The following is a 21,254-nucleotide window of genomic DNA, read 5'->3' on the forward strand; positions in this document are numbered from 1 at the left end:
CCAATTACCTTTGTTAGAATTGTCGTCACGCTACGTTGTATATTGTAAAAGCCCTTCGGTACACTTCGTTACTCAGGGCTAGCCTTCGATGGCTAGGTTGAGTTAGAAAAGTCGTTCCACGGGAACCAATATGGAGCTTCTAGTGTAAGTTCGGATGCTTAAGTAACGAAGTGTACCGAAGCATCGGATATTCCATTCTTATAAACCTCGCCAGATTATGGTGGGGTTTTTTTATGTCATGACATGTGCCAATAGACTCAATACTACACGCTAGGCAAATAACGGATGCAAGTTGGCTTAAAGGCAAATCTATTAACTGGTTTTGAAAACAAAAATGAAATTTTGAATCAATGGTAGAGTGTTTCAATGCCCTCCACCTCCATGTCCACCTCCGCTTGAACCACCACTTCCACCTCCTGAAGACGAATGACCTCCACCTGAAGAGGAACGACCTCCACCAGATGTTCGATTACCTGACCGAGAAGAATTACGATTTGAAGATAAAAGTTTGTCTGAATCACATTTTGAATGACAACCAATATAAAGAATTGGACAGGTTAGGTTCATTTGGTTTGAATTTGTAGAACTAGGTTGTAAAGTGATCAGATAACAAAGTGCTTGGTCCGAGTCACATTTTCTTTTACAACTTTCTGATGAATGATTAGTAATCGTGTTAGAACAATTTAGAAATAACAACAGACAGCCTAGAGAAATGAATAACTTAGTTGAGAAAAATATAGTCTTCATTTTGCACCTTTCTCTACCAATAACCGAACAATCTCTTCCTTTTCTGAAAGAAGAATTTCAGATAAGGCGGTATGACCTTCATTTGTGACTAAATTTGGATTTGCTCCTGCATCGAGTAATAGCTTTACAACTCTCGGATAACGATTATAAGCTGCCATCATTAATGCCGTATGCCCATTTCTCGTTTTTGCATTTAAATTTACATTCATTGAAACTAATAGTGCTACAATTTCAGTGTGACCTTCTTTTGAAGCAATCATAAGAGGTGTTAGTCTTTCAAAAGTATCTTCAGGTGAGTTTATATCATAACCATGTTTGATAAGTTGTCTGACTCTTTCCCTATTTCCTGCTGCAACCTGGTAATACAAATTCTGATATCGATCTTCTGACCTGGTTTGTAGATTAGCACATTGAATTGTCAAAAGGAGAAAACTGAGCGTTAGGTAAATGGTTCGTTTCATGTTTGCATTTTCACATGACGGAAACCAATTTCAAATAGTGGTATTCCGCAAATGTGGTAAACTACTATGTGTCCTTTGAAAGGGAGGATACTCTCTAAAAAACTTGAAATGAGTTTCCCATTGGAATGCTGAGATTATCGATTTATTAGAATTGGGTAAGATTTATTTGGAAAGTATTTGGCCGGACTTCTTTTTTAAACTCGTTTTCTTGGCTTTTTTCTTAGCTGGTGGAGATTTTTTATTGTATTCGAGAGATAATTGAATCCAGTATTCCATTTCTTTTTTTGTTTTTATATCTTCTTCCTTAACAAAGACAAATCCTTTCATCAGGTGTCCGTTATGGATCATGGGGCGTGCCTTTTTCTTCGATAGAATGGATTCAACAGTTTCAGGATCAATTCTGCACATGATTTCATCAGTTCTAATACAGAGGCACATTTTACCGTTTACCATAAAACATAAGCCGCCAAACATTTTTTTCTCTTCCACATCTGTCTGACCTTCCATTAACTTTCGAACACGATCCGATAATTTCTCATTGATAGCCATATGTTTGAAAGATTTAGAATCAGTTTATCGATTTGTAAACTTATTTCTGTCGATTGATATGGATCGAATGGATTTTTGGGGCTCGCCCTTATTTTGGAAGATTCTTTTCCTTTTTAAAGAAAAAAGTATATTCTGCGTAGGTGTTATGTGACCTGTCAGGTGGAGGAGGAAATTCCCAGGAACTGATTTCTTTTTGTATACAACCGATAAGTGAATCAGATGTAAAATCGGTTTGGATGAGTTCCACTTTTGTAGGAACTCCATCGGGTTCGATTTGCCAATCAAATTGGATTTTGCCTTCTTCGATTTTAGGATTTGTTTCTAAGTATATATTGTAACAAATTTGAATTTTGCGTTTATGTTTGGTGATGGTGAGGTTCACTTCTCTCTTGTGATAAGGGGAGAGACCTTTTTTATCCATTTCCAATGAGGGTTTTGTGAATTGATTTTCATTTCCATTTGGACGGAGGAAAAGAAAATACACAATGCTTAGGATAAGGGTAGTCATTGTGACAAGAAGGATTTCTTTTTGGTATGGAATCTGTTTTTTCATTTATGAATGTAATTTATGTTTCAAATTCGTTTTACTTTTTAAAAAACACAAAGGCTGCACCAGACGATAAAGCTGAATTGTTTGTACTGACAGTAGGTCCATTGGTAATCCTTGTTTGGAAACTTGACTCACCTGAGGCTCCTACCACGATCGTATCGCCAGTGATGGCTACCGAATTTCCACATAGGTCACCAGCATCGGATGCTTTTAGATAGACTTGAGTAGCTTCCCAGAGTTTTGGGGAATTACTGACAAGAAACCCGTAGAAGGGAATGGGAGTTCCCGATATGGAAGCGAGTAACAAAGTTTCCCTATACCCTTTTGATTTTTGATCACAAGGGTTATTTAATGTTAATCGCTGGCAGTTTGCACAAACAAGAAGTAGGAATAATCCTACGATCATTTCTATCAAAAACGAAGGAAACCCAATTTGACCTTTACTCATTAAATTCCTCTAATTCGTTTTTCCAGATAAAATTTGCTAACATTCGTTAGAAATTCTTTTCGATAAAACCAAAGTTAGCAAGTTATTTTCTAATTTACCTATGGAATGAAAATCAATTTTCTAAATTTTTTCGAGTTTTGTATAAAGTTAAATTCAAATCTAAGAATGGATATTCTTCGAAAATACTAAGTTTCTGTAGATTTTTCGTAAAGAAATACTAATCACTACCAATTGAACGGGAAGAAAATTCATGTCCCATTGGTTTTCTGTCAAATTGGTAATATAAAGTCCCTTACTTTCAAATGGTGGCAGAATTGGATACCGTATGAGCACCGTTAAAGTTGTGACAACGATTGTATCCGCTAAACCAAAATAATAAGGGAGAGGGTATCGTTTTTGATTCAGATGGTATAGGAATACCATTACAATAAGGCTCAATGGTTCTAAAAGTAAGTAATTGGCACTATCAAAAGTGGGTAAGGATAGGAGGGCCATTCGATAAGCAGCATGACAATAAATCCATGATAATGGTGACGAATTAAAGGTAAAAATTTTCTGATTTATCTGAGTGGTTTGAAAACGCACTTTTGCCATTTCCTGGAATAACCAAAGTAGGAGAAAAAAACAGGCAAATCGACTGACGATTCCGCGGTATGTTCCTCCATCCGGTGCAAATACCATAACAAAGATATTCGTTAAAACTGCAAAATTGATATAATGGGTAAACCAAGGCATGAATTTTTGTTGTTTAGATTCAGGTAAAGATACAAATCCAATGACTGCTCCTAAGCCAAGTGGCAGAAGAAGTATCAGTTTGCTAAATCCCATGATCGCAATCAGATCCTTATGTGATTGCAAAGAATATTGAATGGCAACTATCAAAGATAAGGCGGTTATTGTGAAAAATAGAATGGTCTGATAGTATTTTGCAAGGTAACAAACTAGAGTTACAAAAAAAATCGCAATCAGACTATTCCAAAGTAGGAAAGTGAGATCCATGCCCAGTTCATGATTCATTTTAAAAAGCCTTAAGGTAACATGATTCTAAGATCGATGTCGAGTGACGCTAAATTTTTCAAAGTATAAAACAAAGGGATTACTTTTACGTTGCCACTTAAAAAGTTAAGTGGCTAGGGAGGAAGGAAAGGTTGGGATGTGACATAATGAGTGGTATAATCCACAAACCCCCACCCGAGTTAGGGAGGAGGGGAGTGGCTCGTGGGCAGGTGCCAAAATCCTCCTACCACAGCTTTATCCTTCTGGCAATTCTCATCACTTATCCTCCGTTTTTTTAATCCAACTTTTCACCTTTTGGTAAGGTCTTCATCACTTTAGGTTGAGGGTAATAGGAATTGAGAAAATACGATGTTTAATAGTTTTCCATTTGTCTATTTTATGATATAATTTCCAGTTTATGATAAATCTCCCTTTCCATTTGGATCGAATGTTGCGCTAAAAAACTAGGCATATCAAAATTTTGTTTTTGATACTCCGAAAAAACGAGTGCCTTTGCTTTTTCTAAACTAACTTGATCTTTCCATTTCGCAATAGTTACGAAGAAGATGGTTTCATTTTTTTCGCAAAAGTATACTTCATCACCTAAGAAACCAGGTATATTTTTTATAAAATCACGATTGATGTTGACTCGTTTTAAAAAAACATCCATTGCTTTTTTGGGTAACTGAAATCGATCAATTAGAATTTGGTTCATGGCATCCTCTTAACTATCATTAGCTTTTGAAAGCTTGAGTAATAGTAAAGATACACGACTTCTATCGTTAAAAATTGTAAAAAATCAGAAATCTAAACAATGTTACCAAATTTGTTTACGTTGGAAAAATGCCTTTGGTGATTCTCCAGTGAAGAGTTTGAAATCTTTATTAAAATGGGATTGGTCAAAATAGCCGCTAATGTATGAAAGTTCAGTTAGGTCCATTTGATTCGAATAGGAGCTGATGGCTGATCGAATTCTTAAAAGATTGGAATAATGTTTGATTGTTGTTCCTACCGAATGTTTGAATTTTTTTTCTAAAGAGTCCAAACTACTGGGTAGACCGCGATGTAAATCTTTTATTTTTAAATTCCCATTTGCATTTTTGATCCTTAAAAGGGTTTCGCTAACAATAGGTTCAATATTTCTTTCTTTTTTGTTTTGAAGTAAAAAGTTTTCAATGGAAGAAATACGCTTTAAGTCAGACGTGGATTCAAAAAGTTTTTCTTCAATTTCTGTAATGAATCTTTTGGGAATGAAGAGTTCTAAACTTAAAGTTTTTTCATAGAAGTCGGAAATCGGTTCCTGAAAAAATTTGGCAGCACCAATTTCCGTCAGTAGAACCAGTAGCGCTGAGGATTTTTTGGTATATCTAATTTTTCTTGCTGATTTTCTAAACCCGGCAATCCCCATTCTTGGTAAATCATAAGTGTGGTCGAACTCAGTACTTTGCAGGGATCCAGAGAGTTGAAATGATAATACAAGATGCGGATTCGGTAAAATCTGGTTCTCGATTCCTTCTTCTGTTTTTATAATTAAGTACTTTTGTACATAAGGAGAAAGTGGCTTGGAAGGGAAAAAACTTTGGATCTGCATTGGCACTAAAACCATTGAATGTTGTAGTTTAATATGAGTTTCCATCTTTTTTAAAGGCAATGAGATTATTTTAATTTTTAACAGAATTCAATGAAAGTTGAGAAAAAGGTGGGCTCTAATTTCAAAAATTGATTCTTACAAATTTTAGGAAATTTGTTTCGTTTGACAATTTTTAAGTCCAACTTTACAGTCAGTAAAAAAGAGTAACCACGGATTGAAGTATTCCTTAACACCAGTTCTGTTTTTTTCTTTTGTTTTATTAAGCTGCCTTATTGTATCTTGTAAATTCCCAAATCTGGAAAATGGATGTGATCCTAAATCCGATTCTTTTCGTACCTTTTATTTAACGAGAATTTTGTATGATGATGATAGAGAGTATTGTGGTTCTGCTGCTCCGAATCGTTCTATCTGCGATATGGATTCTTTATCAATTATCCAACCTAGACGTTGGAAGTATGTCTCTGCTGAAATTCGAAAACAAGCTGCCCTTGGTACGAAGGGAGTCACTGTCTCTTCCTTTACTCCTGCCTATACTGGCGCAGCCAAGTGGTTAGGTGGAATACTCTCAAACGATCAGAAAATTTATTCCATTCCATACAACCAATCTGAGGTTCTCATCATTGATCCAACAACGCAGACCGCTTCTGGGTTTTCAGTGGGAGTCAGTGGAACCGCACAATGGGAAGGTGCTGTTTTGGCACCTAACGGGAAAATTTATTCTATTCCAAGGGACTCGAATCAAATTCTTGTCATTCAACCTGAGACAAATCAAAGTTATATGTTACCTTCTCCTCTGACTGGTGCCGGGAAATGGAGGGGAGGTGTACTTGCACCGAATGGTTTGATTTATGGAATTCCTAATAGCTCAAATCAAATCCTAGTAATTGATCCTCAAACAGATAAGGTAAGAACCATTCCCTCGCCACTTTCTCTTTCTAATATGTGGGAAGGTGGAGTTCTCGCACCCAACGGAAAAATATATGCCTTCCCTGTTGATATTGATTACATTTTTGTTTTAGATCCATTTTCTGAAAGAAGTTACGTAATCCCGTCTACCAAAACTGGACTTGGAAAATGGAGGCATGGTGTGGTGGCGCCTAACGGTAAACTTTATGGAATTCCTTCCAATGATCCAGATTTTATTATTATCGACCCGAATACAGATGTATTAAGTTTTTGGACCTCTCCTTTAGTTGCTACTGCCAAATGGCGCGGGGGACTATTGGGAGCTGATGGAAAAATTTATACGATACCTGCAGATTCCAACGATTTTATCGCTTTTGATCCGGATAACTTTGTTTCTACGACCTACAACTCAGGAATCGCAGGTACAAATAAATGGGGAGATGCTGTTTTATCGCCTAACGGAAAGATATATACGATTCCACATACTAGTGACCAGATTTTGGTCATCGATTCGGGTGCTAATGGTAAAATTTGCTATAATTTATTACGAAGTAGTTACTGGAATGTGTATTAATATGCATAAACTTGATCCTTTCTAAAATTCAATTGACACTTTGCTTTCCATCACTTAGAAAATATCCATGACCTGGAAGGATTCTGAATTTTGGAAAAATGCCTCTCCAAAAGAACTCTTGGACTTCTTCCAATCCGTAGAACAAGGTACTGATCTAAAGTCTTTAGCTGATCATATGTTAGCCGAAGAAGAGTTCTGCGATTTGGTTTTTGAATATTTATGGCTTCTTCGTTCCGAAGAGGGATCAAAACGATTTCTTAATGATGTGAATTTAACACCGGAATTACTTATGAAATTCATTTATTTCGGTTATGGGAAACAGTTTTTGTCGGGAAATTTTGATTCCAATGCTTATTTTTTACAAGTAAGGTCTTTGTTTAACTCCGCACAAAGTTTGAGGATCTTGTCTCTCGCTGAAGAAATGGATAGAGATCCTACATTAAAGATTCATCTTTTATCTAACTTGGACCCACAAACTTGGGAGGCTTATTTTGATATATTAGAAGAAAAGAATATGACGATGCAGGCACTTCTAGGAATTTTTTCCAACCTGCGAGAAAATGAAATTAGAAAAATTCTTTTAAATAGTCATACCCTTTATTATTACCTTCGTATGATGATGGTGTCTGGATTTAAAAAGTTTGCAGACGAAACTGAAAAAGAATCAGCAAATCGAAAGAGATTAGAATCTATATTGGATTCAATTCACGTTTGGGAATCCTTTTGCCAAGGCCTAAATGATCGTTTTGATTTTCAGGCAGAAGCAAAACTATCACCTAATAAAAGAGATCCAGATCGTTTATCCTTAGTATTAAGGGAACTTAAAAAAATACCTTCTCCAGACCGCGGAGATGTTTTGGTTTATATGAGAGGAAATGGGGCAGTTTTAGATGTTTGGGAAGAAACTACCATCCTTTCCGCTTTAGGTAATTTTGACCGTGTTGGTAAATACTTCTAAAAAACCGTTGGGTTGATTTTTCTTCGTACTAAACCTTATTCGTTTTGGAATTCCGATAAATTCTTAAATTTTGTTGTGAATTAGAAATGACCCATTGTCTATTCATTCATTTCATTCGTCATCTTCTAAGAATTGAGGATTCGAAATGCAAATATTGGTTTATGAGTTCTGGAAAAAAAGTTCCCCTGGACAAGCAAAGGAATCATTTCAATTTCTTTTAAATGCGCCAAATCTTCATGATTATTTAGAAATTTTATTCGAAGTAGATGAGTTAGTTGAATATTTTTGCAGTTATTGTTGGATACTTCGTGAAGAAGATGTTTTAAAAGATTTAATTAATCATCATTCTATGCCTGTAAATTTAATTTGTAAGGCTGTTTACTATGGTTTTGGTAAGTACATAAAAACCGGAAATATTACCCCTGATTATTATTTTTCTATCTGGGCAAAAATTATTAATTCAGAGAAAAGTTTAGAATTATTACTTCGTGAACCATTGGTGGAAAAAGATGTAACATTTCAGTTGAACTTACTTGGGAATTTAAATGCAAAACAATGGGAAGAATATTTTGAATCGACAATGTCTAACTCTGAGGATGGTAATACAGAATCCTTTTTACGTATCTTCGAAAAAATAGATCCTATACACTGTAAAAGGCTTTTATATCGAAATCCAAATTTATATCAATACTTGCGAATGTTAGTTGTATTCGATAAACAAGATTCTGTTCCTGTTTTTTTATTTCAATTGGAGAATAATTTAAAGACAATTCACAGATGGGAAGCTTATGCAAATGCCAAACTTAAAGAATTTTCTCCTAAAGATGAAAGAGTTAAATCTCCCAGTCGTCGGAATGTGAACCGTTTAACAGATATTCTGAAAGATGGACTTTATATCGCAGATGCGTCAGATCGATTGGATTTTATTGAATACTTAATGATTCGTGAAGTTATCGTTGACGAACAAGAAATGGAAATTGTTCGTCAATATGTAGGGCTATCTGATTCAAGTTCTAACTTTGATACTAAGAATTTTTCGATTCTCTTTAGTGCCGTTGATTTAACCAAATCTAAAAATGAAGAATTTTATTTGGATTATAACTCTAATGTAAAACCAACATTGATTTGACGGAATGGACCAGGTTGAATGCCAGTTGGGAGTCTTCCTGAAACGTATTGTTTGTCCTGAATGTTTTTTGCATTAATAAACACTGACCATTTATCGGGAGAACGATAACCTAAACTAGTATTCCAAAGTTCTACTCTTGGAATGATCCCTTTATTGCCATCTACGGATTCATCTTTTGTATTTAATAAATCAGAATATTGTTTTCCAATATACTGGTACTCTAATCGACCATAATAACCTTGTGGAGACGATACACTAACTGCCGTTGTAATTGTTTCCTTGGGAACGTAAGGTAAATAATTTCCTGTTGTATCTGTCGGTATATATTGGAAATTATTGATTGAAAATGCGGGTAGAAATTCGATTATTTCTTTTCCATCGCTAGTTTGCGAAATAGGGAATGGATTGAAACTTCTAGATTTTGCTTCAATGCGAGAATAAATCAGTTCGATAGGTAATCTCCATTCCGATTTTTGCATTTTTGCGGGATCCCAAACTAGAACCGCCTCTCCTCCAGTATGTGTCGAGTAACCAGTATTTGCTGGTCTAATTCCGTTTTCGCCACCAATTTCATTTACATTTATGATTTGATCTCGAAAATACATTTTATATCCCACTAACTCTGTATACAAATAAGAAGTTAAGTCTCCTCTCACACCAGTTTCATAATTTGTGGAAGTTTCTGGTTTTAAGCGATAGTCATTCCCTTGTGGGCTAAAAGAGGTTCCGAAAGTTGGTGGTGAAAATCCTTTGTGAGCCCCTGAAAACCAAATGAATTTTTTGGTAATATCATAGGTAATTCCAAGGCCAGGTAAGATGATATGAGTTCTAGATTCACTCGAACTTCTTCGGTTTACCGAGACATCATTTGGTAAAACTGCTCCTAAGCGGTAATCCTCGGCTGTGGCTTGTCTTCTTGTCGTGATGGCTTTTTGCCTGACTTCTTCATAACGCACACCTGGTATCAATTTCCAATTTTCTGATATTTGGATTCTGTCTTGGAAGTAGGCAGCAAAGGCTTCAATTTTTCTTTCTTGTCTATTTAAGTTAAAGTTTGGAAGAGAAGGTTGTGTTAGGTTGTTTATCAAGGATTCTTCTTGTATAATTGCCTTGGATAGATAACCTAAAGGGTCATCTGTTTTTTTAACGTTGGTTTGCGTTAAGTTATTTTCTCCATGTAACCTGATCCCAAGGTCTGTTTCATGTTTGAGTCCTAAGGTAGAAAACTTTGATTCTAGTTTGGTTTCTACTCCACCAACCATGAAGGATTGATCACGACTTGTATAAGACTCACGCATATAAATCGTATCACCCGGACGATTCCCTATGATTCCCGGAGAATACGTACGAAGTGTATCCAAAGGAGCATTCAAATATCCGCCAGTGGAAGATTTTCCTGATAAAAAATCTTGCCTTGCCCAGTTTCTTTCTGCTTGAGAAAAATATCCTCGAATAATGAGTGTATGGTCTTCCGATAATTTCCAATTATGAGAAATAACGGTTTGGTTTCGGTTTAACTTTTTTTCATCATACTCTGCAGGATTGATTTTAGGGTCCAACCGAAATAACCCTTGCGATAAACCAAGATATGTCGATTGAGCATTTTGTACATGATATCCCAGTTTAATCGTAGTGCTATGGTTTTCGTTCCAATCTTGAATCCATTTAATATTACCTTCGGTCACATCGAAGTTTTGATAATTTCTAAATCCGTTACCTTGTTTTCTAAGTAATGAAACTTCAAAGGCACTTGATCCAAAACTTTTTCCATAGGAATTATAGGTAGAGAGATAACCATTTTCCCCGCCAACATTTTTGGTGTAAAATGTAGATTCAACGGGAGGACGTTTGGTGACAAAGTTCACAATCCCTCCGATTGTATTTGGCCCAAATAAAATCGAACCAGATCCTTTGATGATCTCAATTCTTTCCATTCTTTCGATAGAGGGAGAGTAGTAACTTTCTGGTTGACCATAAGGAGAAAGAGAAGTTAGAATTCCATCTTCCAGAATCAAAGTTTTTCTTGACTCTTCGTTACTGACCCCTCTGAAACCAATGTTAGGTGTAAGTCCTGCGGCATCTTGGAAACGAACACTAGCACCGGGAGATCGGCGAAGAGCTTCCATTGGATCAGTAGGAGAAGCTTCCTCTAAATATTTTTTGTCGATGATATATGCGGAACCGGGAATCTTTTTTAAATCCTCTTTTTTATTTCCAATGACATGAATCCCTTCATTCTTCGTTGGTTTAGATTCCTTTTCCTCAGACACATTTTGTGCCTGGATTTTTTTTGTACTGGCAAGAATAATAAAAAATAAAACCAATAATCGTAAGTTTTGTAGATTCATCGAAGAAGTCCTTTTAGTGGATAGAAGTTCACATCGATCTTTGTCAGATCTTCGTTAGGTGAAAAGAGAGGGCGCGCCGGTTTCCCGTTGATGGATACATTGGATTGAACATACACGGGCACATCCTTTATTCCTGATTGTTCCATTTCCTTCTTTTGTAAATATTTAGCAAATTGAAGGATGTGTTCCGGTTGGATGGTCATCATTCTGTATTGGTAGTCTGTCAGTATTTCCTTTGGATCTACTGGTTTATTCTGAATCCAGAAGATTGCAGATCCTACTTTGTCGGCAACCATCACCTGCCATGAATATTTGATTGCTTCTTCGGTCCAAATTACTTGCCCAGGATAAAAAATGTGTCTAAATGGTATCGTTACCTGTAACAAAAGATAGGTGAAAATTAAATATTCTTTATAACTGAATTTTCCATTCTCTTGGTAATCAGACAAAGTGATTGCCTGTTCTTTTGTTTCTGAATTTACTTTTATGATTTTGTTTAAAATCGTTTTTGGCCAGTTGGGTTCAAAGAATATCAAAGACGAAAGGCTCATCACAATGGGAAAAATTCCGATGGGAAATAAAAACGATGTAAATGAATGAAAAAAAAGAACCACAAACCAAGCTGGAAATCGAAACTTCTTTGTACAAAGTAAAAACGGAATCGATAAATCAAAAACGACTCCAATCCACGAGAAAACAAAGGCAGTAATAGGTAGACCTAAGATAGGATCCAGAAATGGAATTTTGCCTTCTGATTGATACAACCAAAGTTTTAAGGGAAGGGCTTCGAACAGCCAGTCTGGTTGGAGTTTGGCGATTCCTCCAAAAAAATAAACTAGTCCCATTTGGATTCGAAAGGTATATAACCAAATTCTGGAAATGGGTTCTTCCTTTTTCATCCAATCCAAAAAATGAAAGGTAGGAGAATTTGACTTACTTACTGGAGATAACCAAAGTAAAAAACCTAGAAGCGATACTAGGTAATAATGATTTAAATAAATCGTCGCATCCGAAAAATGAAACCATGTAAATCCAATGGTAAATAAAAACAAATTGATTCTTAAGTAATAACCTAGAAAAATTCCGAGAGCAGTTATGAATAGAATCCCAAATAGAAGATATGTAAATACTGGAGATAGAGGATGAATCCATTCCCAACCAAAATGTTTAAAGAAAAACGTTGGTTTGATAAAATAGGAATGAATCCATCCATAATAAAAGTATCGAAAGATTAGAATGGTTGTGGCAAACCCATATCCTATTCGAAAGAAGTGAAGTGAAAGGGAAGAAACTGGTTGTAATAAATGTTTAATCGCCATCGTTTGAACTGACTCCGATGGTTCCACCGAGCGAACTGATGACTTCTGTGCTGATCAATATTCTTAGTTTCTTGAATTCGTTTAACATAAGTTCTACATCACTGCCACCTGTTGTAATCGCATTTTGGAAGGTTCCATATTTTGATTTTAGTGAATTCACTGAGTCTGATGTGATACGAATTTGTTCTTTTAATCTTGGAACAACCGTTTCACTCCTAACCTCTAAAAATTTATAAAAACCAGCCTCTCCGATCTCAGAAAATCCTTGGAGATTTTGTAATAAGGAATCGAGTGATAATTTTGCATAAGGAGTTTCTACCTTCGTGATATCTTTGACACCAAGGTTTGTGGCTCGTAATCCTGAGGGTTCTGCAATTTTAATATCAATGATGGTATTACAAAAAAATACCATCTGGTTTGTGATTTCTGTGAGTCCGTCTTTGGTGTTGGGATAGTCGCGACTTCCTTTCCCGGCATTAGTGAAGGAATAATAAAAGGAATTACTTCTAGATTTGTTCCAGTTAAATACAAGTAAGCCAGTTTGATTTTTTAAATCTTGAATTAGTTTCGTTAAGTAGGTTCTTCTATTAGCATCAGCAAATGCCGTATTGGTCGTGCTGGCATTGTCTTTGAAAAGTAAATATTCTACTGCATCCAAACCATCCACTCGTAATCCAGTCGGTGCTGCATTGGCTGTAATTTTGTTTTCAATGGATGTTGTGTCAATGGGGTAGGATCTTGAAAAACTATCCAAATATAAGTAGACATTGTTAGGAATGTTTGCCGGTCCAAAATAAGCCCATTCCACTTGTTTGTAAGCAAGATAAGTTTCAGTCCATGCGTTTCTGACAGACGTTAGGTTTGCTGTATCTGGATTTCCTGTATAGGTAGAAGCTGCAGTTTGCATCAACGATACTCTATCATCAAGATTCGCATATTTTGGTATCAGTAGATTGTTGGCAATGTCTAACAATAAATTTGATGTTGTATATGTTTTTAAGTAAGTGTCCACTAAACCTAGGATTTGTGCTTTTTGGGAAGCATTGTCAGTGGGGCTTCCGCAGTTCATGAGCAGAACATAAAAACTATATATGAGGAATGTAGGAAATTGTCTATTTTTCATAAGGATTTAAGAAAACTGATCATCTTTGACCTAGATTCTTTAGGCAGTTGTTTGAATCTGTTTTTACTTTGTTCTGCTTCACCGCCATGCCAAAGGATTGCTTCTTGAACACCTCTTGCCCTTCCATCATGTAATAGAAGTTCGTGACCGTTGACTCGTTCCACAAGACCAAGCCCCCAAAGTGGAGTTGTTCTCCATTCGTTTCCTGTTGCTAAAAAATCGGAACGAAAATCACTAAGTCCATCTCCCATATCATGTAAAAGTAAATCGGTATAAGGTCTGATTTCTTGGTTGGCAACTTCCCTTATCGAGTGGTCCCCAGTTTTGATTCTTGGAATATGACAAGAGGAACATCCAATTTCAATAAACAATTCTTTTCCTTTTTTTACGTCTTCGTTTTTCCAATTCCTTCTACCGGGAACACTTACCAAACTTGTGTAGAATGTAACTCGCGCTAATCGGTCATTTGAAATTTCTGGATTTGATCCATTCCCTGTGGGACTTGCCGAACAAAGTGTTTGCCCTGTGGCACAATTTTCTGTGGGAAACACAGAAGTAGTGAGACCAATATCTCCCAGAAAGGCACTCGCATTTTGGTGATTCAAATTGGGTTGGTTTGCTTTCCAACCAAATCTTCCAATAAAGGTTTTGGCTTGTGTGGTATCCCAAACTATGTTTGGTTTTCCCGAAATACCATCTCCATTGGAATCGGAAACATCAGCAAAAGAACGAATGGTCGATTCTGGAATGGCTTCTAGAAGTCCAAGTCCTGGAACCATAGGGGCAGTTCTTGGAGATATGTAATAAGTACCTGATGGATTGTTTGTAGCATGATAAGGTTGGCCTGGGTTTGTCACATTGATTTGTGTGGCCCCACCTCCCACATTCCAAGTGATCGCATAACTTGGTTTACGTAGTGAATAAGTTTCTCCGTCAGGAAAACTTCCTGGTTCTTCTGTATAAGTGATGGTAACCGTACCTTCTTTGGGAATTTGTGTTCCGGTTCCGTATTCCAAGATTCCTTCTGTGTTGAGTTGGGTTCCAAAATTTGTCATAGCCACGGGCCCTCCCGTTGTAGGGTTGGAACCTGCGGCACTCAAACGAATGAGCATAGAGGATAGACTTGTTCCATCAGCAGGAGGTCTTCCTCTTCCGTCTTTGACATGACAACCTTGACACGAACGGTTGTTAAATACGGGACCAAGTCCTGTGACTGAAGAGTTCCCAGCGGGAAGCCAAGTGCGATTGAAGTTGGCATTTCCATCTTGGAAATCAATGGACCTTCTGGAATCCACTACATTGGCCGCTTCTAAATCAAAGGCTGATTCTGTTGAATCAAAGGTAGTTGTATCACCTCCACTAAATTGTTCGCAAGGATCATTTAAAAAATCACCCGAGGAACATGAGGAAGAGGATAGTAAGGCTGCAAGGATGAATGCAGTCGTTGTATCATCGTTTGATTTTTTTTTACAATCCAAAACGAGAAGTAAAACCGAAATTAGGATCAGGTGTTTTGATTTCATTTTTATATATTTATGTTTATTGCAGAACTAATCCATCATCTCCGATGGAGAAACCAAAGTTAGCTGCCGACCTTTGTAAGGATTTTGCAATTTCCTGCACTGCGGGTTGGATATCGTAGCGGAAGATTTTATAATCTGCACTTTGCGTTGAATTGACAGTTCCTATCATTGTATCAAAACGACTGGAAATTTGGGAACTGCTACAGGTTTGGTTGAGTGAAGGGTCTTCATAAAATTCGTTCAGACAAAACCTTTCAGCAGTGGTGATCCTTTCGCTGATATAGCTCGATTCTCCACCGAGAAGATTTTTCAATCCATAACCGTTAATGGTTTTTGTTCCCGTGTAGGTTCCATAAAATAAGTTCTCAAGCCCTTTGGCATCATAATAAAAATCAGCTTTGGTATTATCGGAGAAACAAGAATGTTCTTCTTCTTGGTCACCACCAAACACTCCTGTCATCCTTTCGCCTCCCCATTCACCACCAGACAATCTTGCAATTCCTCGAATGACGTTTTCAAAGGAAGTAGAGTTGGATTTAAACTTAGTAACATAAGAATCGGAGATAGAAGGATCCCATGCATTTTTTAACTGTAATAGGTGAGATTCCAAAATTTCTGTTGCATACAATAAATAGGCAGATCTTTTGGCGGCAGCGTTTCCACTACCATTGGCAGTAGTAAAATTTGCTGCAGTGATCGAACTACCTGGAGTGGAATTTCCTGCGGCATCAACTCCCCATAATAGATATTCAATGGCATGCCAACCTACAGAAATATTTTTGGCAGTATCCCCATCAGGACAAGTTCCTCCATTGCACTCTCCAGTGTTTGCATCAATTAATCCTTGTTTTGTGATTGTTCCTGGTAGGATTTTTGTATCAATATAACCTTCATCTAAAGGCCATGCATTCATCAGTGGTTCCAATTCCACTCCACCAGTGAGGGCAGGGTTATCAATCGGACCTTTGCTAAAGCGAAAAACTTCAGTCTGTAAATAACTACGTCTGGCCTTTCTCCAGTAGGTTTTTGCTTCATTGAGGTCAGCCGCACTTGGTGTCGCTTTAGAAGTCAAAGTGGATACTTTTTCATGAAATGCGACTACATCTGCATAAGCATCGCTATAGTTTTGGAATGCAATTTGTGAATATGTATCTAAAAAGGCGGCTTGGTTTGGGGCGCTTGCGGCAAGGGCGAGAGCGGCTAACATTGCAGTTTCTGAATTGTCTTTTTTAGGTGTACAAAACTGAAGCAAAAGGCCCATAGAAAGGATAGAGGCTAGGGAAGTAAGATTTCGCATTGTTAGGGATTCTCCTTGCGAATGAGTTTGGTTCTCATTATTATTTAAACAGCGTTCGTAAAGGCCACCTGCAATGCAAACGGTTTTATTCTGCCCCGGGTTGATTTTTATCACGAACCAAATCTCTGACCATTCAATGAACTTTGTTCAAAAAATTGCAATGGTTCGGAAATAAATTATTTGACACTCGTTCAAAAAGCCATAAAACTATGTCAATTGTTTGAAATATGTTAAAAATGTTCCGATTGGGAGGAAATATGAACACAAATAGAATTCTAGGGATGGCATTGTCCTTGGTTTTCGCAGGATCACTTTCTGCGCAGACACAAAGTCAAATGTTCCAACGTGTAGGGGTTGTCGGGGATTCCCTGAGCCAAGGTTTCTTCGGGGTGACCGTGGAGAAAAAAACACAAGACTGGGCTTATCCTGTTCTTGTCAGTAAACAAGCGGGTGCTTCCGTTTCTTACAATGTTTTGAAAGGACCTTTTGTTAACTTAGAAGATGTTCTAAAATGGGACTGCGGTATTTTCTGTATAGCTGAAAGTATCATTGGTGGAAATAAATCCACTGTTTCTCTCCCAACTCATGCAGGGATTACTGGAGCTGAGTATACAACTCTCTTAAAAACTTCTGGTAAATGTGAAGACATCAATGCCACCAAACAAGAAAAAGAATGGTACTGGGCGAAATGGTATTGGTATACTTACCGCTGGGTGACTGTTGCTGATTGCAAAGAACCAGACAAGTTCCATAGATTCGGACTTCGTGATGCAGGAACACAAACCCAAGTCATGGAAAAAGTAAAACCTACTTTCCTATTTGGATCTGCTGGTGCTAACCACGTTCTCTGTACTGCACTTCATACATCTACTGACTGTTTGGATGAAGCAAGATTCAAAAGAGACATTCGTGAATTTTTCCGTAGAATGTCTGCGATGGGAAGTTTACAAGGGGGAGTTCTTTTTACTGTTCCTAACGTAACAGCAATTGCCTTCCTTGAAAAATATAAAGATCCAAACGGTCGTGCTAACTACAGCGGACTCAAAGCATTCTTTAGAAACTCTGTATCCGATCCAAATCAAGTTCTTGATGCAAACGAGATCGCAACTATTTCTACCTTCCTCAATATGTTAAACAACGAAATCAAAGCACAGGCTGCTACGATGCGTTTTGCTGTTGCAGATTTACGTGTGATTTTTGATGACCTAAAAGAAAATGGAAGACCAATTCGTAGTGCTGATGGATGGTCCCCAGGAAATGCAAGAGCAAACTGGCCACTTCCTAACCAACCAGGTGTTTTCGGTTTAGATGGTGTTCACCCGAACATGTATGGACATTCCCTATTTGCTAATGAGTTAATCAAAGCGATTAACACTCGTTACGGATATTCCATTCCTCAAGTTAGTGAATACACTGCTTGGTATTACGATACACTCAACAGAAATCCTGTGGACTTAAAGAAATTCTTAACAGAAAACATCTTTGGTCAGGCAATTTCTTGGGTAGTTTCTATCTTTACATAAGAGGTTAAACGATGAGCAAGCGGTTTATAGGTATCATTTCGGTTTGTGGATTTCTACTAGTATTGTTTTCGTTTGTGGTTTGGAAGTTTTCTTCTGAAAAAACAAACAAACAAGTAGATGTTGCCGATTCCGATTTCGGAAAAACAGAAAGTCACGCCAAGTCGTTGTTTGACGATCCAGAGTTTGCCGACGCTCCCAATCCAGAAGAGTTGGAATTGGCACAGGCTGAGGTACTTTGGCCGTTTGCTTTGGAAAAAAAGCCAAATCGTAAAGAAGAGATCAAAGAAGAATGGAGAGATTTTGCGGCAAAATATCCAAAAAATTTCTACATTCCTCGTGAAATCAAAACACGAATGACAGAAGCAGAGGAGAAGGAACAATTAGAGATGTTGGATTCCTTTACCGCCATGGATGCTAGTTTTTCTGCTTCAATTTCTAAAGAAAAATGGTCGGACAAACCTTCTGCGGAAGAACCTAATTCGATGGAAAAACCATCTCCAAAAACGCAAAAAGCTTATTTTGATTTTAAAATCAATGAGTTAGAATCGAGAATCCAAATGGTTGAGTATTGGATGGAAAATAAACATCCCTCTGGAGAAGTAAAACAATCTGCAGAAAAAGACCTAAACCTTTGGAAAAAAGAACTCGCAAGTTTAAAAGAAGTGAGAAGTCAAGTTCCTAATACTTAAACCACTTTAATAAATTTAAAGATGATTCAAAGAGGACGTTAGTCCTCTTTTTTTTTGAATTAAACTTGTAGTAAGATTTTAAAATTTATAAATTTGTCTGGCATGCAAAAGTTTTGGATTTTTATTTCTCTTTTTTTTACTATCACTCTCTTATTAAATTGTGATCCCGTTCCTCAAAAAGAGGATACAAGTCCCATAGAGGAAACTGTGTCGGAAGAACAAACCACAAAACAGTTGTTGGAAAGTCTGGACTCTTCAGACTCTTTTATACGTTCTCAAGCTGCGGTGCAATTAGGAAGCCGCAACGAAAAATCCGCGATACCGAAATTAAAAAAACTATTATCAGACAAAGAACCAGGTGTCCGTGCAGGCGCTGCGATTGCTCTTGGAGATTTAAAAGACAAATCCTCTTCCATAGTCATTGCTAATTTGATGTGGTCTGATTCTGAAAATCCCAAAGATGTGTATTTGGATGCTCTCACTCGTTTGAAAGATCCTTCCATCGGTAATCGGATTTATCCTTTGTTAAATGATGGTGATTCTACGCTTCGATTGCAAGTAGTGGATGCACTTGTACAAATTGGTGCAACTGCTGTCGGACCACAAATTTTAAGTTTGGCTTTAAAAAACAAAGATAGGGAAAAAGACAAAACTTATGCAATGGCTTTAGGAAAACTAAAAGTTTCTGCTTCCGAATCTTATTTACTGGGTTTAACCAAAATCCAAGACGAATCACCCAGTCTTGCCGCAGCGTATTTGGCTCTGGGAAGAATCAAAGCAAAAAATGCCAACGATGTGCTTGTAAAAGCCTTAAATCTTCCTTATAGCAAGGGAAAAGAAAATGCATCGATGGCTCTGATTGAAATTGGAAATCCCTCGGTGGTTCCCAAGGTGTTTCAATCCTTAAATACGAATGATCCAGAAACCAAACTATATGCAACAGATGTACTTTGTGCCATTCCATCCCAAGAAGCTGCAAAACTCGCATTTAATTTGTTAAACGGAAAAGACACTGAGAATTGGGGAAATGCGGCAAAGATTGTAGGAAGACAAAGATATAAAGAGGGAAGGGTCCGCATTGAAGAATTATTAGAAAAATCATCCACACCGGAGAGGGATAGTTTTGCTGAAGCCCTTGGTTGGATTGGAGACAAAGCCTCTGTGCCAGTGCTTAGAAAGGTTTTATTATCAGGTGCCAAAGAAGGACCTTATGGATCTGCTTGGGCTCTTGGAATCCTTGGTGCCAAAGAAGCGGTTCCCGATCTCATCAAAGCCCTTGATTTGGGAGATGCAAAACTAATGGTGTATTCCTTGGAAGCACTAGGTTCTATCGCCGATCCGACAAGTCTCCCTAAACTCAAAAGCCTGTTAGCCGATAGACCCAAAATGGCACCTCAAATTCTTTCTACGGTTGCCCTCATTCCCACAGAAGAAGCACGTTTAATCATTGAAGAAGCCACCAAGTCAAAAAATGCGGAAGTATACAGACCTGCAATGGAAGAGATTGCCAAACGAAAGGATAAAAAATCCATTCCTCTTTTGCTAACTTATGCTAACGGAGATGATGCGGAAAAAAGAAAACTCAGTTATTATGCTCTCACAGCAGTGACAGGACAAAAATTTCGCACAGCCCAAGAATGGAACGAGTGGGCTAAAGGGAATTGATATTTTTTTAGGTAGTTTGATTTTCACTTAGGATGATAGGAAAGATCATTTGAAATCGTTAACCTTGTATTTTTTTTTGGCATACCTTATCTCCTGGATCATTTGGCTACCTTTGTATTTGCCGAAATTCGGGATTCATTTTTTACCAGTGTTGCCCTTCCATCATGCATGGGGGGCACTTGGTCCTTTGACAGCTACGATTATTGTAACCAAACTAGAAAAGGGCAATGATGGCATCAAAAACCTTCTTTACCGAATGTTTCAATGGAAGGTTAATTGGTTTTGGTATTTCATTGCGATTTTTAGTCCTTTTGTCCTTCTTGTTTTTGCAACCATTATCAATGATTTCAACAATTCAAAAGTTAGTTTTGATGGATTGGGTGCGAGTTCTGAATTTCCAGAGTTTGGTTTTGTTTCTTTCTTTTTATACAGTGTCATTGTTTACGGATTTGGGGAAGAAACTGGTTGGAGAGGGTATGCCTTACCAAAGTTACAAAAAAAATGGAACGCCTTGTCTTCGACAGTCATCCTAACGTTTTTATGGGCATTATGGCATATCCCTCTTTTTTTATATCGTCCCGGCTTTATGGCAATGGATGTATTTGGAATCTTCGGATGGTTTCTTTCTTTGTTTACAGGAGCCATTCTTTTGACCTGGATTTATAATTCCTCAAGAGGAAGTATTTTGATGGCGGCTCTTTTTCACGGAACCATCGACATCGTATTTACTTCTGATTCTATTGAACCAAATACAATGAACATCACTGGGTTTTTACTCGTTGTATTTGCAGTGTTTGTCCTTGGGTTGACGGGCTGGAAACATCTATCCAAGTTGAATCGGCAGATATTAGAGTGAAA

The 21,254-nt window shown here is 37.4% G+C and carries 19 protein-coding genes; 7 read left to right on the forward strand and 12 right to left on the reverse strand.

Annotation, left to right across the window (positions count from 1 at the left end; translation table 11 throughout):
* Positions 1 to 743: 743 nt before the first annotated feature.
* The 7 genes from EHR07_RS03695 to EHR07_RS03725 all read right to left on the reverse strand — a co-directional run bounded on the left by EHR07_RS03695 (position 744) and on the right by EHR07_RS03725 (position 5,387).
* On the reverse strand, positions 744 to 1,208 hold the full coding sequence (locus EHR07_RS03695) for an ankyrin repeat domain-containing protein (RefSeq protein ID WP_135743846.1): 465 nt from the start codon (positions 1,206 to 1,208) through the stop codon (positions 744 to 746).
* A 162-nt stretch (positions 1,209 to 1,370) separates the two neighbouring features.
* Positions 1,371 to 1,757, reverse strand: coding sequence for a TfoX/Sxy family protein (locus tag EHR07_RS03700; protein ID WP_238733397.1), 387 nt, complete (start codon positions 1,755 to 1,757; stop codon positions 1,371 to 1,373).
* A gap of 88 nt (positions 1,758 to 1,845) precedes the next feature.
* The gene (locus tag EHR07_RS03705) at positions 1,846 to 2,310 is read right to left on the reverse strand and encodes an AgmX/PglI C-terminal domain-containing protein (protein WP_135743847.1); all 465 of its coding nucleotides are present in this window, start codon (positions 2,308 to 2,310) and stop codon (positions 1,846 to 1,848) included.
* 31 nt (positions 2,311 to 2,341) lie between these two features.
* Positions 2,342 to 2,755: an FG-GAP repeat protein gene (locus tag EHR07_RS03710; protein ID WP_135743848.1), complete on the reverse strand. Its 414-nt coding sequence runs from the start codon at positions 2,753 to 2,755 to the stop codon at positions 2,342 to 2,344.
* A gap of 159 nt (positions 2,756 to 2,914) precedes the next feature.
* On the reverse strand, positions 2,915 to 3,772 hold the full coding sequence (locus tag EHR07_RS03715) for a hypothetical protein (protein ID WP_135743849.1): 858 nt from the start codon (positions 3,770 to 3,772) through the stop codon (positions 2,915 to 2,917).
* Between the two features lie 376 nt (positions 3,773 to 4,148).
* Positions 4,149 to 4,466 (reverse strand): antibiotic biosynthesis monooxygenase family protein, encoded by a 318-nt coding sequence (locus EHR07_RS03720; RefSeq protein WP_135743850.1) that lies wholly within the window; start codon positions 4,464 to 4,466, stop codon positions 4,149 to 4,151.
* 102 nt (positions 4,467 to 4,568) lie between these two features.
* Positions 4,569 to 5,387 carry a helix-turn-helix domain-containing protein gene (locus tag EHR07_RS03725; protein WP_238777616.1) on the reverse strand — a complete coding sequence of 273 codons (819 nt, stop codon included), beginning with the start codon at positions 5,385 to 5,387 and terminating at the stop codon, positions 4,569 to 4,571.
* 169 nt (positions 5,388 to 5,556) lie between these two features.
* On the opposite strand from EHR07_RS03725, the gene EHR07_RS03730 reads away from it, so the two are divergent.
* The 3 genes from EHR07_RS03730 (at position 5,557) to EHR07_RS03740 (ending at position 8,909) form a co-directional block, all read left to right on the forward strand.
* Positions 5,557 to 6,822 carry an NHL repeat-containing protein gene (locus tag EHR07_RS03730; protein ID WP_167483346.1) on the forward strand — a complete coding sequence of 422 codons (1,266 nt, stop codon included), beginning with the start codon at positions 5,557 to 5,559 and terminating at the stop codon, positions 6,820 to 6,822.
* 67 nt (positions 6,823 to 6,889) lie between these two features.
* A complete protein-coding gene (locus EHR07_RS03735; protein WP_135743851.1) occupies positions 6,890 to 7,780 on the forward strand; it encodes an LBF_1199 family protein in 891 nt (296 codons plus the stop codon).
* A 145-nt stretch (positions 7,781 to 7,925) separates the two neighbouring features.
* Positions 7,926 to 8,909, forward strand: coding sequence for an LBF_1199 family protein (locus EHR07_RS03740; protein ID WP_135743852.1), 984 nt, complete (start codon positions 7,926 to 7,928; stop codon positions 8,907 to 8,909).
* On the opposite strand, the gene EHR07_RS03745 is transcribed toward EHR07_RS03740, so the two are convergent.
* Genes EHR07_RS03745 through EHR07_RS03765 form a run of 5 tightly spaced genes read right to left on the reverse strand, consistent with a single transcriptional unit; the run spans position 8,876 to position 16,519 of the window.
* Positions 8,876 to 11,257 (reverse strand): TonB-dependent receptor family protein, encoded by a 2,382-nt coding sequence (locus EHR07_RS03745; RefSeq protein ID WP_135743853.1) that lies wholly within the window; start codon positions 11,255 to 11,257, stop codon positions 8,876 to 8,878. The genes EHR07_RS03740 and EHR07_RS03745 overlap by 34 nt on opposite strands.
* The gene (locus tag EHR07_RS03750) at positions 11,254 to 12,576 is read right to left on the reverse strand and encodes an HTTM domain-containing protein (protein ID WP_135743854.1); all 1,323 of its coding nucleotides are present in this window, start codon (positions 12,574 to 12,576) and stop codon (positions 11,254 to 11,256) included. Before EHR07_RS03750 ends, EHR07_RS03745 begins: the two co-directional genes overlap by 4 nt.
* Positions 12,566 to 13,699 (reverse strand): imelysin family protein, encoded by a 1,134-nt coding sequence (locus EHR07_RS03755; RefSeq protein WP_238777617.1) that lies wholly within the window; start codon positions 13,697 to 13,699, stop codon positions 12,566 to 12,568. Before EHR07_RS03755 ends, EHR07_RS03750 begins: the two co-directional genes overlap by 11 nt.
* Positions 13,696 to 15,222: a di-heme oxidoreductase family protein gene (locus tag EHR07_RS03760; RefSeq protein WP_135743855.1), complete on the reverse strand. Its 1,527-nt coding sequence runs from the start codon at positions 15,220 to 15,222 to the stop codon at positions 13,696 to 13,698. The genes EHR07_RS03755 and EHR07_RS03760 overlap by 4 nt, the downstream gene beginning before the upstream one ends.
* Positions 15,223 to 15,238: 16 nt before the next feature.
* Positions 15,239 to 16,519 (reverse strand): imelysin family protein, encoded by a 1,281-nt coding sequence (locus EHR07_RS03765; protein ID WP_135743856.1) that lies wholly within the window; start codon positions 16,517 to 16,519, stop codon positions 15,239 to 15,241.
* A gap of 227 nt (positions 16,520 to 16,746) precedes the next feature.
* On the opposite strand from EHR07_RS03765, the gene EHR07_RS03770 reads away from it, so the two are divergent.
* From EHR07_RS03770 to EHR07_RS03785, 4 genes are all read left to right on the forward strand, one after another.
* Positions 16,747 to 18,042 carry a hypothetical protein gene (locus tag EHR07_RS03770; RefSeq protein ID WP_135743857.1) on the forward strand — a complete coding sequence of 432 codons (1,296 nt, stop codon included), beginning with the start codon at positions 16,747 to 16,749 and terminating at the stop codon, positions 18,040 to 18,042.
* An 11-nt stretch (positions 18,043 to 18,053) separates the two neighbouring features.
* A complete protein-coding gene (locus EHR07_RS03775; RefSeq protein WP_135743858.1) occupies positions 18,054 to 18,731 on the forward strand; it encodes a hypothetical protein in 678 nt (225 codons plus the stop codon).
* 102 nt (positions 18,732 to 18,833) lie between these two features.
* Positions 18,834 to 20,396, forward strand: a complete 1,563-nt coding sequence (locus tag EHR07_RS03780; protein WP_135743859.1) for a HEAT repeat domain-containing protein — start codon at positions 18,834 to 18,836, stop codon at positions 20,394 to 20,396.
* A 49-nt stretch (positions 20,397 to 20,445) separates the two neighbouring features.
* Positions 20,446 to 21,252 carry a type II CAAX endopeptidase family protein gene (locus tag EHR07_RS03785; RefSeq protein ID WP_135743860.1) on the forward strand — a complete coding sequence of 269 codons (807 nt, stop codon included), beginning with the start codon at positions 20,446 to 20,448 and terminating at the stop codon, positions 21,250 to 21,252.
* Positions 21,253 to 21,254: the final 2 nt, after the last annotated feature.

The sequence above is a fragment of the Leptospira bandrabouensis genome (assembly GCF_004770905.1).
GTDB lineage: Bacteria > Spirochaetota > Leptospiria > Leptospirales > Leptospiraceae > Leptospira_A > Leptospira_A bandrabouensis.

Excerpts from the sequence above, each read along its gene's own strand:
- EHR07_RS03710 (WP_135743848.1), bottom strand. The coding sequence starts at position 2,755 with ATGAGTAAAGGTCAAATTGGGTTTCCTTCGTTTTTGATAGAAATGATC.
- EHR07_RS03735 (WP_135743851.1), top strand. The coding sequence starts at position 6,890 with ATGACCTGGAAGGATTCTGAATTTTGGAAAAATGCCTCTCCAAAAGAA.
- EHR07_RS03780 (WP_135743859.1), top strand. The coding sequence starts at position 18,834 with ATGCAAAAGTTTTGGATTTTTATTTCTCTTTTTTTTACTATCACTCTC.
- EHR07_RS03755 (WP_238777617.1), bottom strand. The coding sequence starts at position 13,699 with ATGAAAAATAGACAATTTCCTACATTCCTCATATATAGTTTTTATGTT.
- EHR07_RS03715 (WP_135743849.1), bottom strand. The coding sequence starts at position 3,772 with ATGAATCATGAACTGGGCATGGATCTCACTTTCCTACTTTGGAATAGT.
- EHR07_RS03740 (WP_135743852.1), top strand. The coding sequence starts at position 7,926 with ATGCAAATATTGGTTTATGAGTTCTGGAAAAAAAGTTCCCCTGGACAA.
- EHR07_RS03745 (WP_135743853.1), bottom strand. The coding sequence starts at position 11,257 with ATGAATCTACAAAACTTACGATTATTGGTTTTATTTTTTATTATTCTT.
- EHR07_RS03760 (WP_135743855.1), bottom strand. The coding sequence starts at position 15,222 with ATGAAATCAAAACACCTGATCCTAATTTCGGTTTTACTTCTCGTTTTG.
- EHR07_RS03695 (WP_135743846.1), bottom strand. The coding sequence starts at position 1,208 with ATGAAACGAACCATTTACCTAACGCTCAGTTTTCTCCTTTTGACAATT.
- EHR07_RS03770 (WP_135743857.1), top strand. The coding sequence starts at position 16,747 with ATGTTAAAAATGTTCCGATTGGGAGGAAATATGAACACAAATAGAATT.
- EHR07_RS03720 (WP_135743850.1), bottom strand. The coding sequence starts at position 4,466 with ATGAACCAAATTCTAATTGATCGATTTCAGTTACCCAAAAAAGCAATG.
- EHR07_RS03705 (WP_135743847.1), bottom strand. The coding sequence starts at position 2,310 with ATGAAAAAACAGATTCCATACCAAAAAGAAATCCTTCTTGTCACAATG.
- EHR07_RS03725 (WP_238777616.1), bottom strand. The coding sequence starts at position 5,387 with ATGGAAACTCATATTAAACTACAACATTCAATGGTTTTAGTGCCAATG.
- EHR07_RS03700 (WP_238733397.1), bottom strand. The coding sequence starts at position 1,757 with ATGGCTATCAATGAGAAATTATCGGATCGTGTTCGAAAGTTAATGGAA.
- EHR07_RS03765 (WP_135743856.1), bottom strand. The coding sequence starts at position 16,519 with ATGCGAAATCTTACTTCCCTAGCCTCTATCCTTTCTATGGGCCTTTTG.
- EHR07_RS03750 (WP_135743854.1), bottom strand. The coding sequence starts at position 12,576 with ATGGCGATTAAACATTTATTACAACCAGTTTCTTCCCTTTCACTTCAC.
- EHR07_RS03775 (WP_135743858.1), top strand. The coding sequence starts at position 18,054 with ATGAGCAAGCGGTTTATAGGTATCATTTCGGTTTGTGGATTTCTACTA.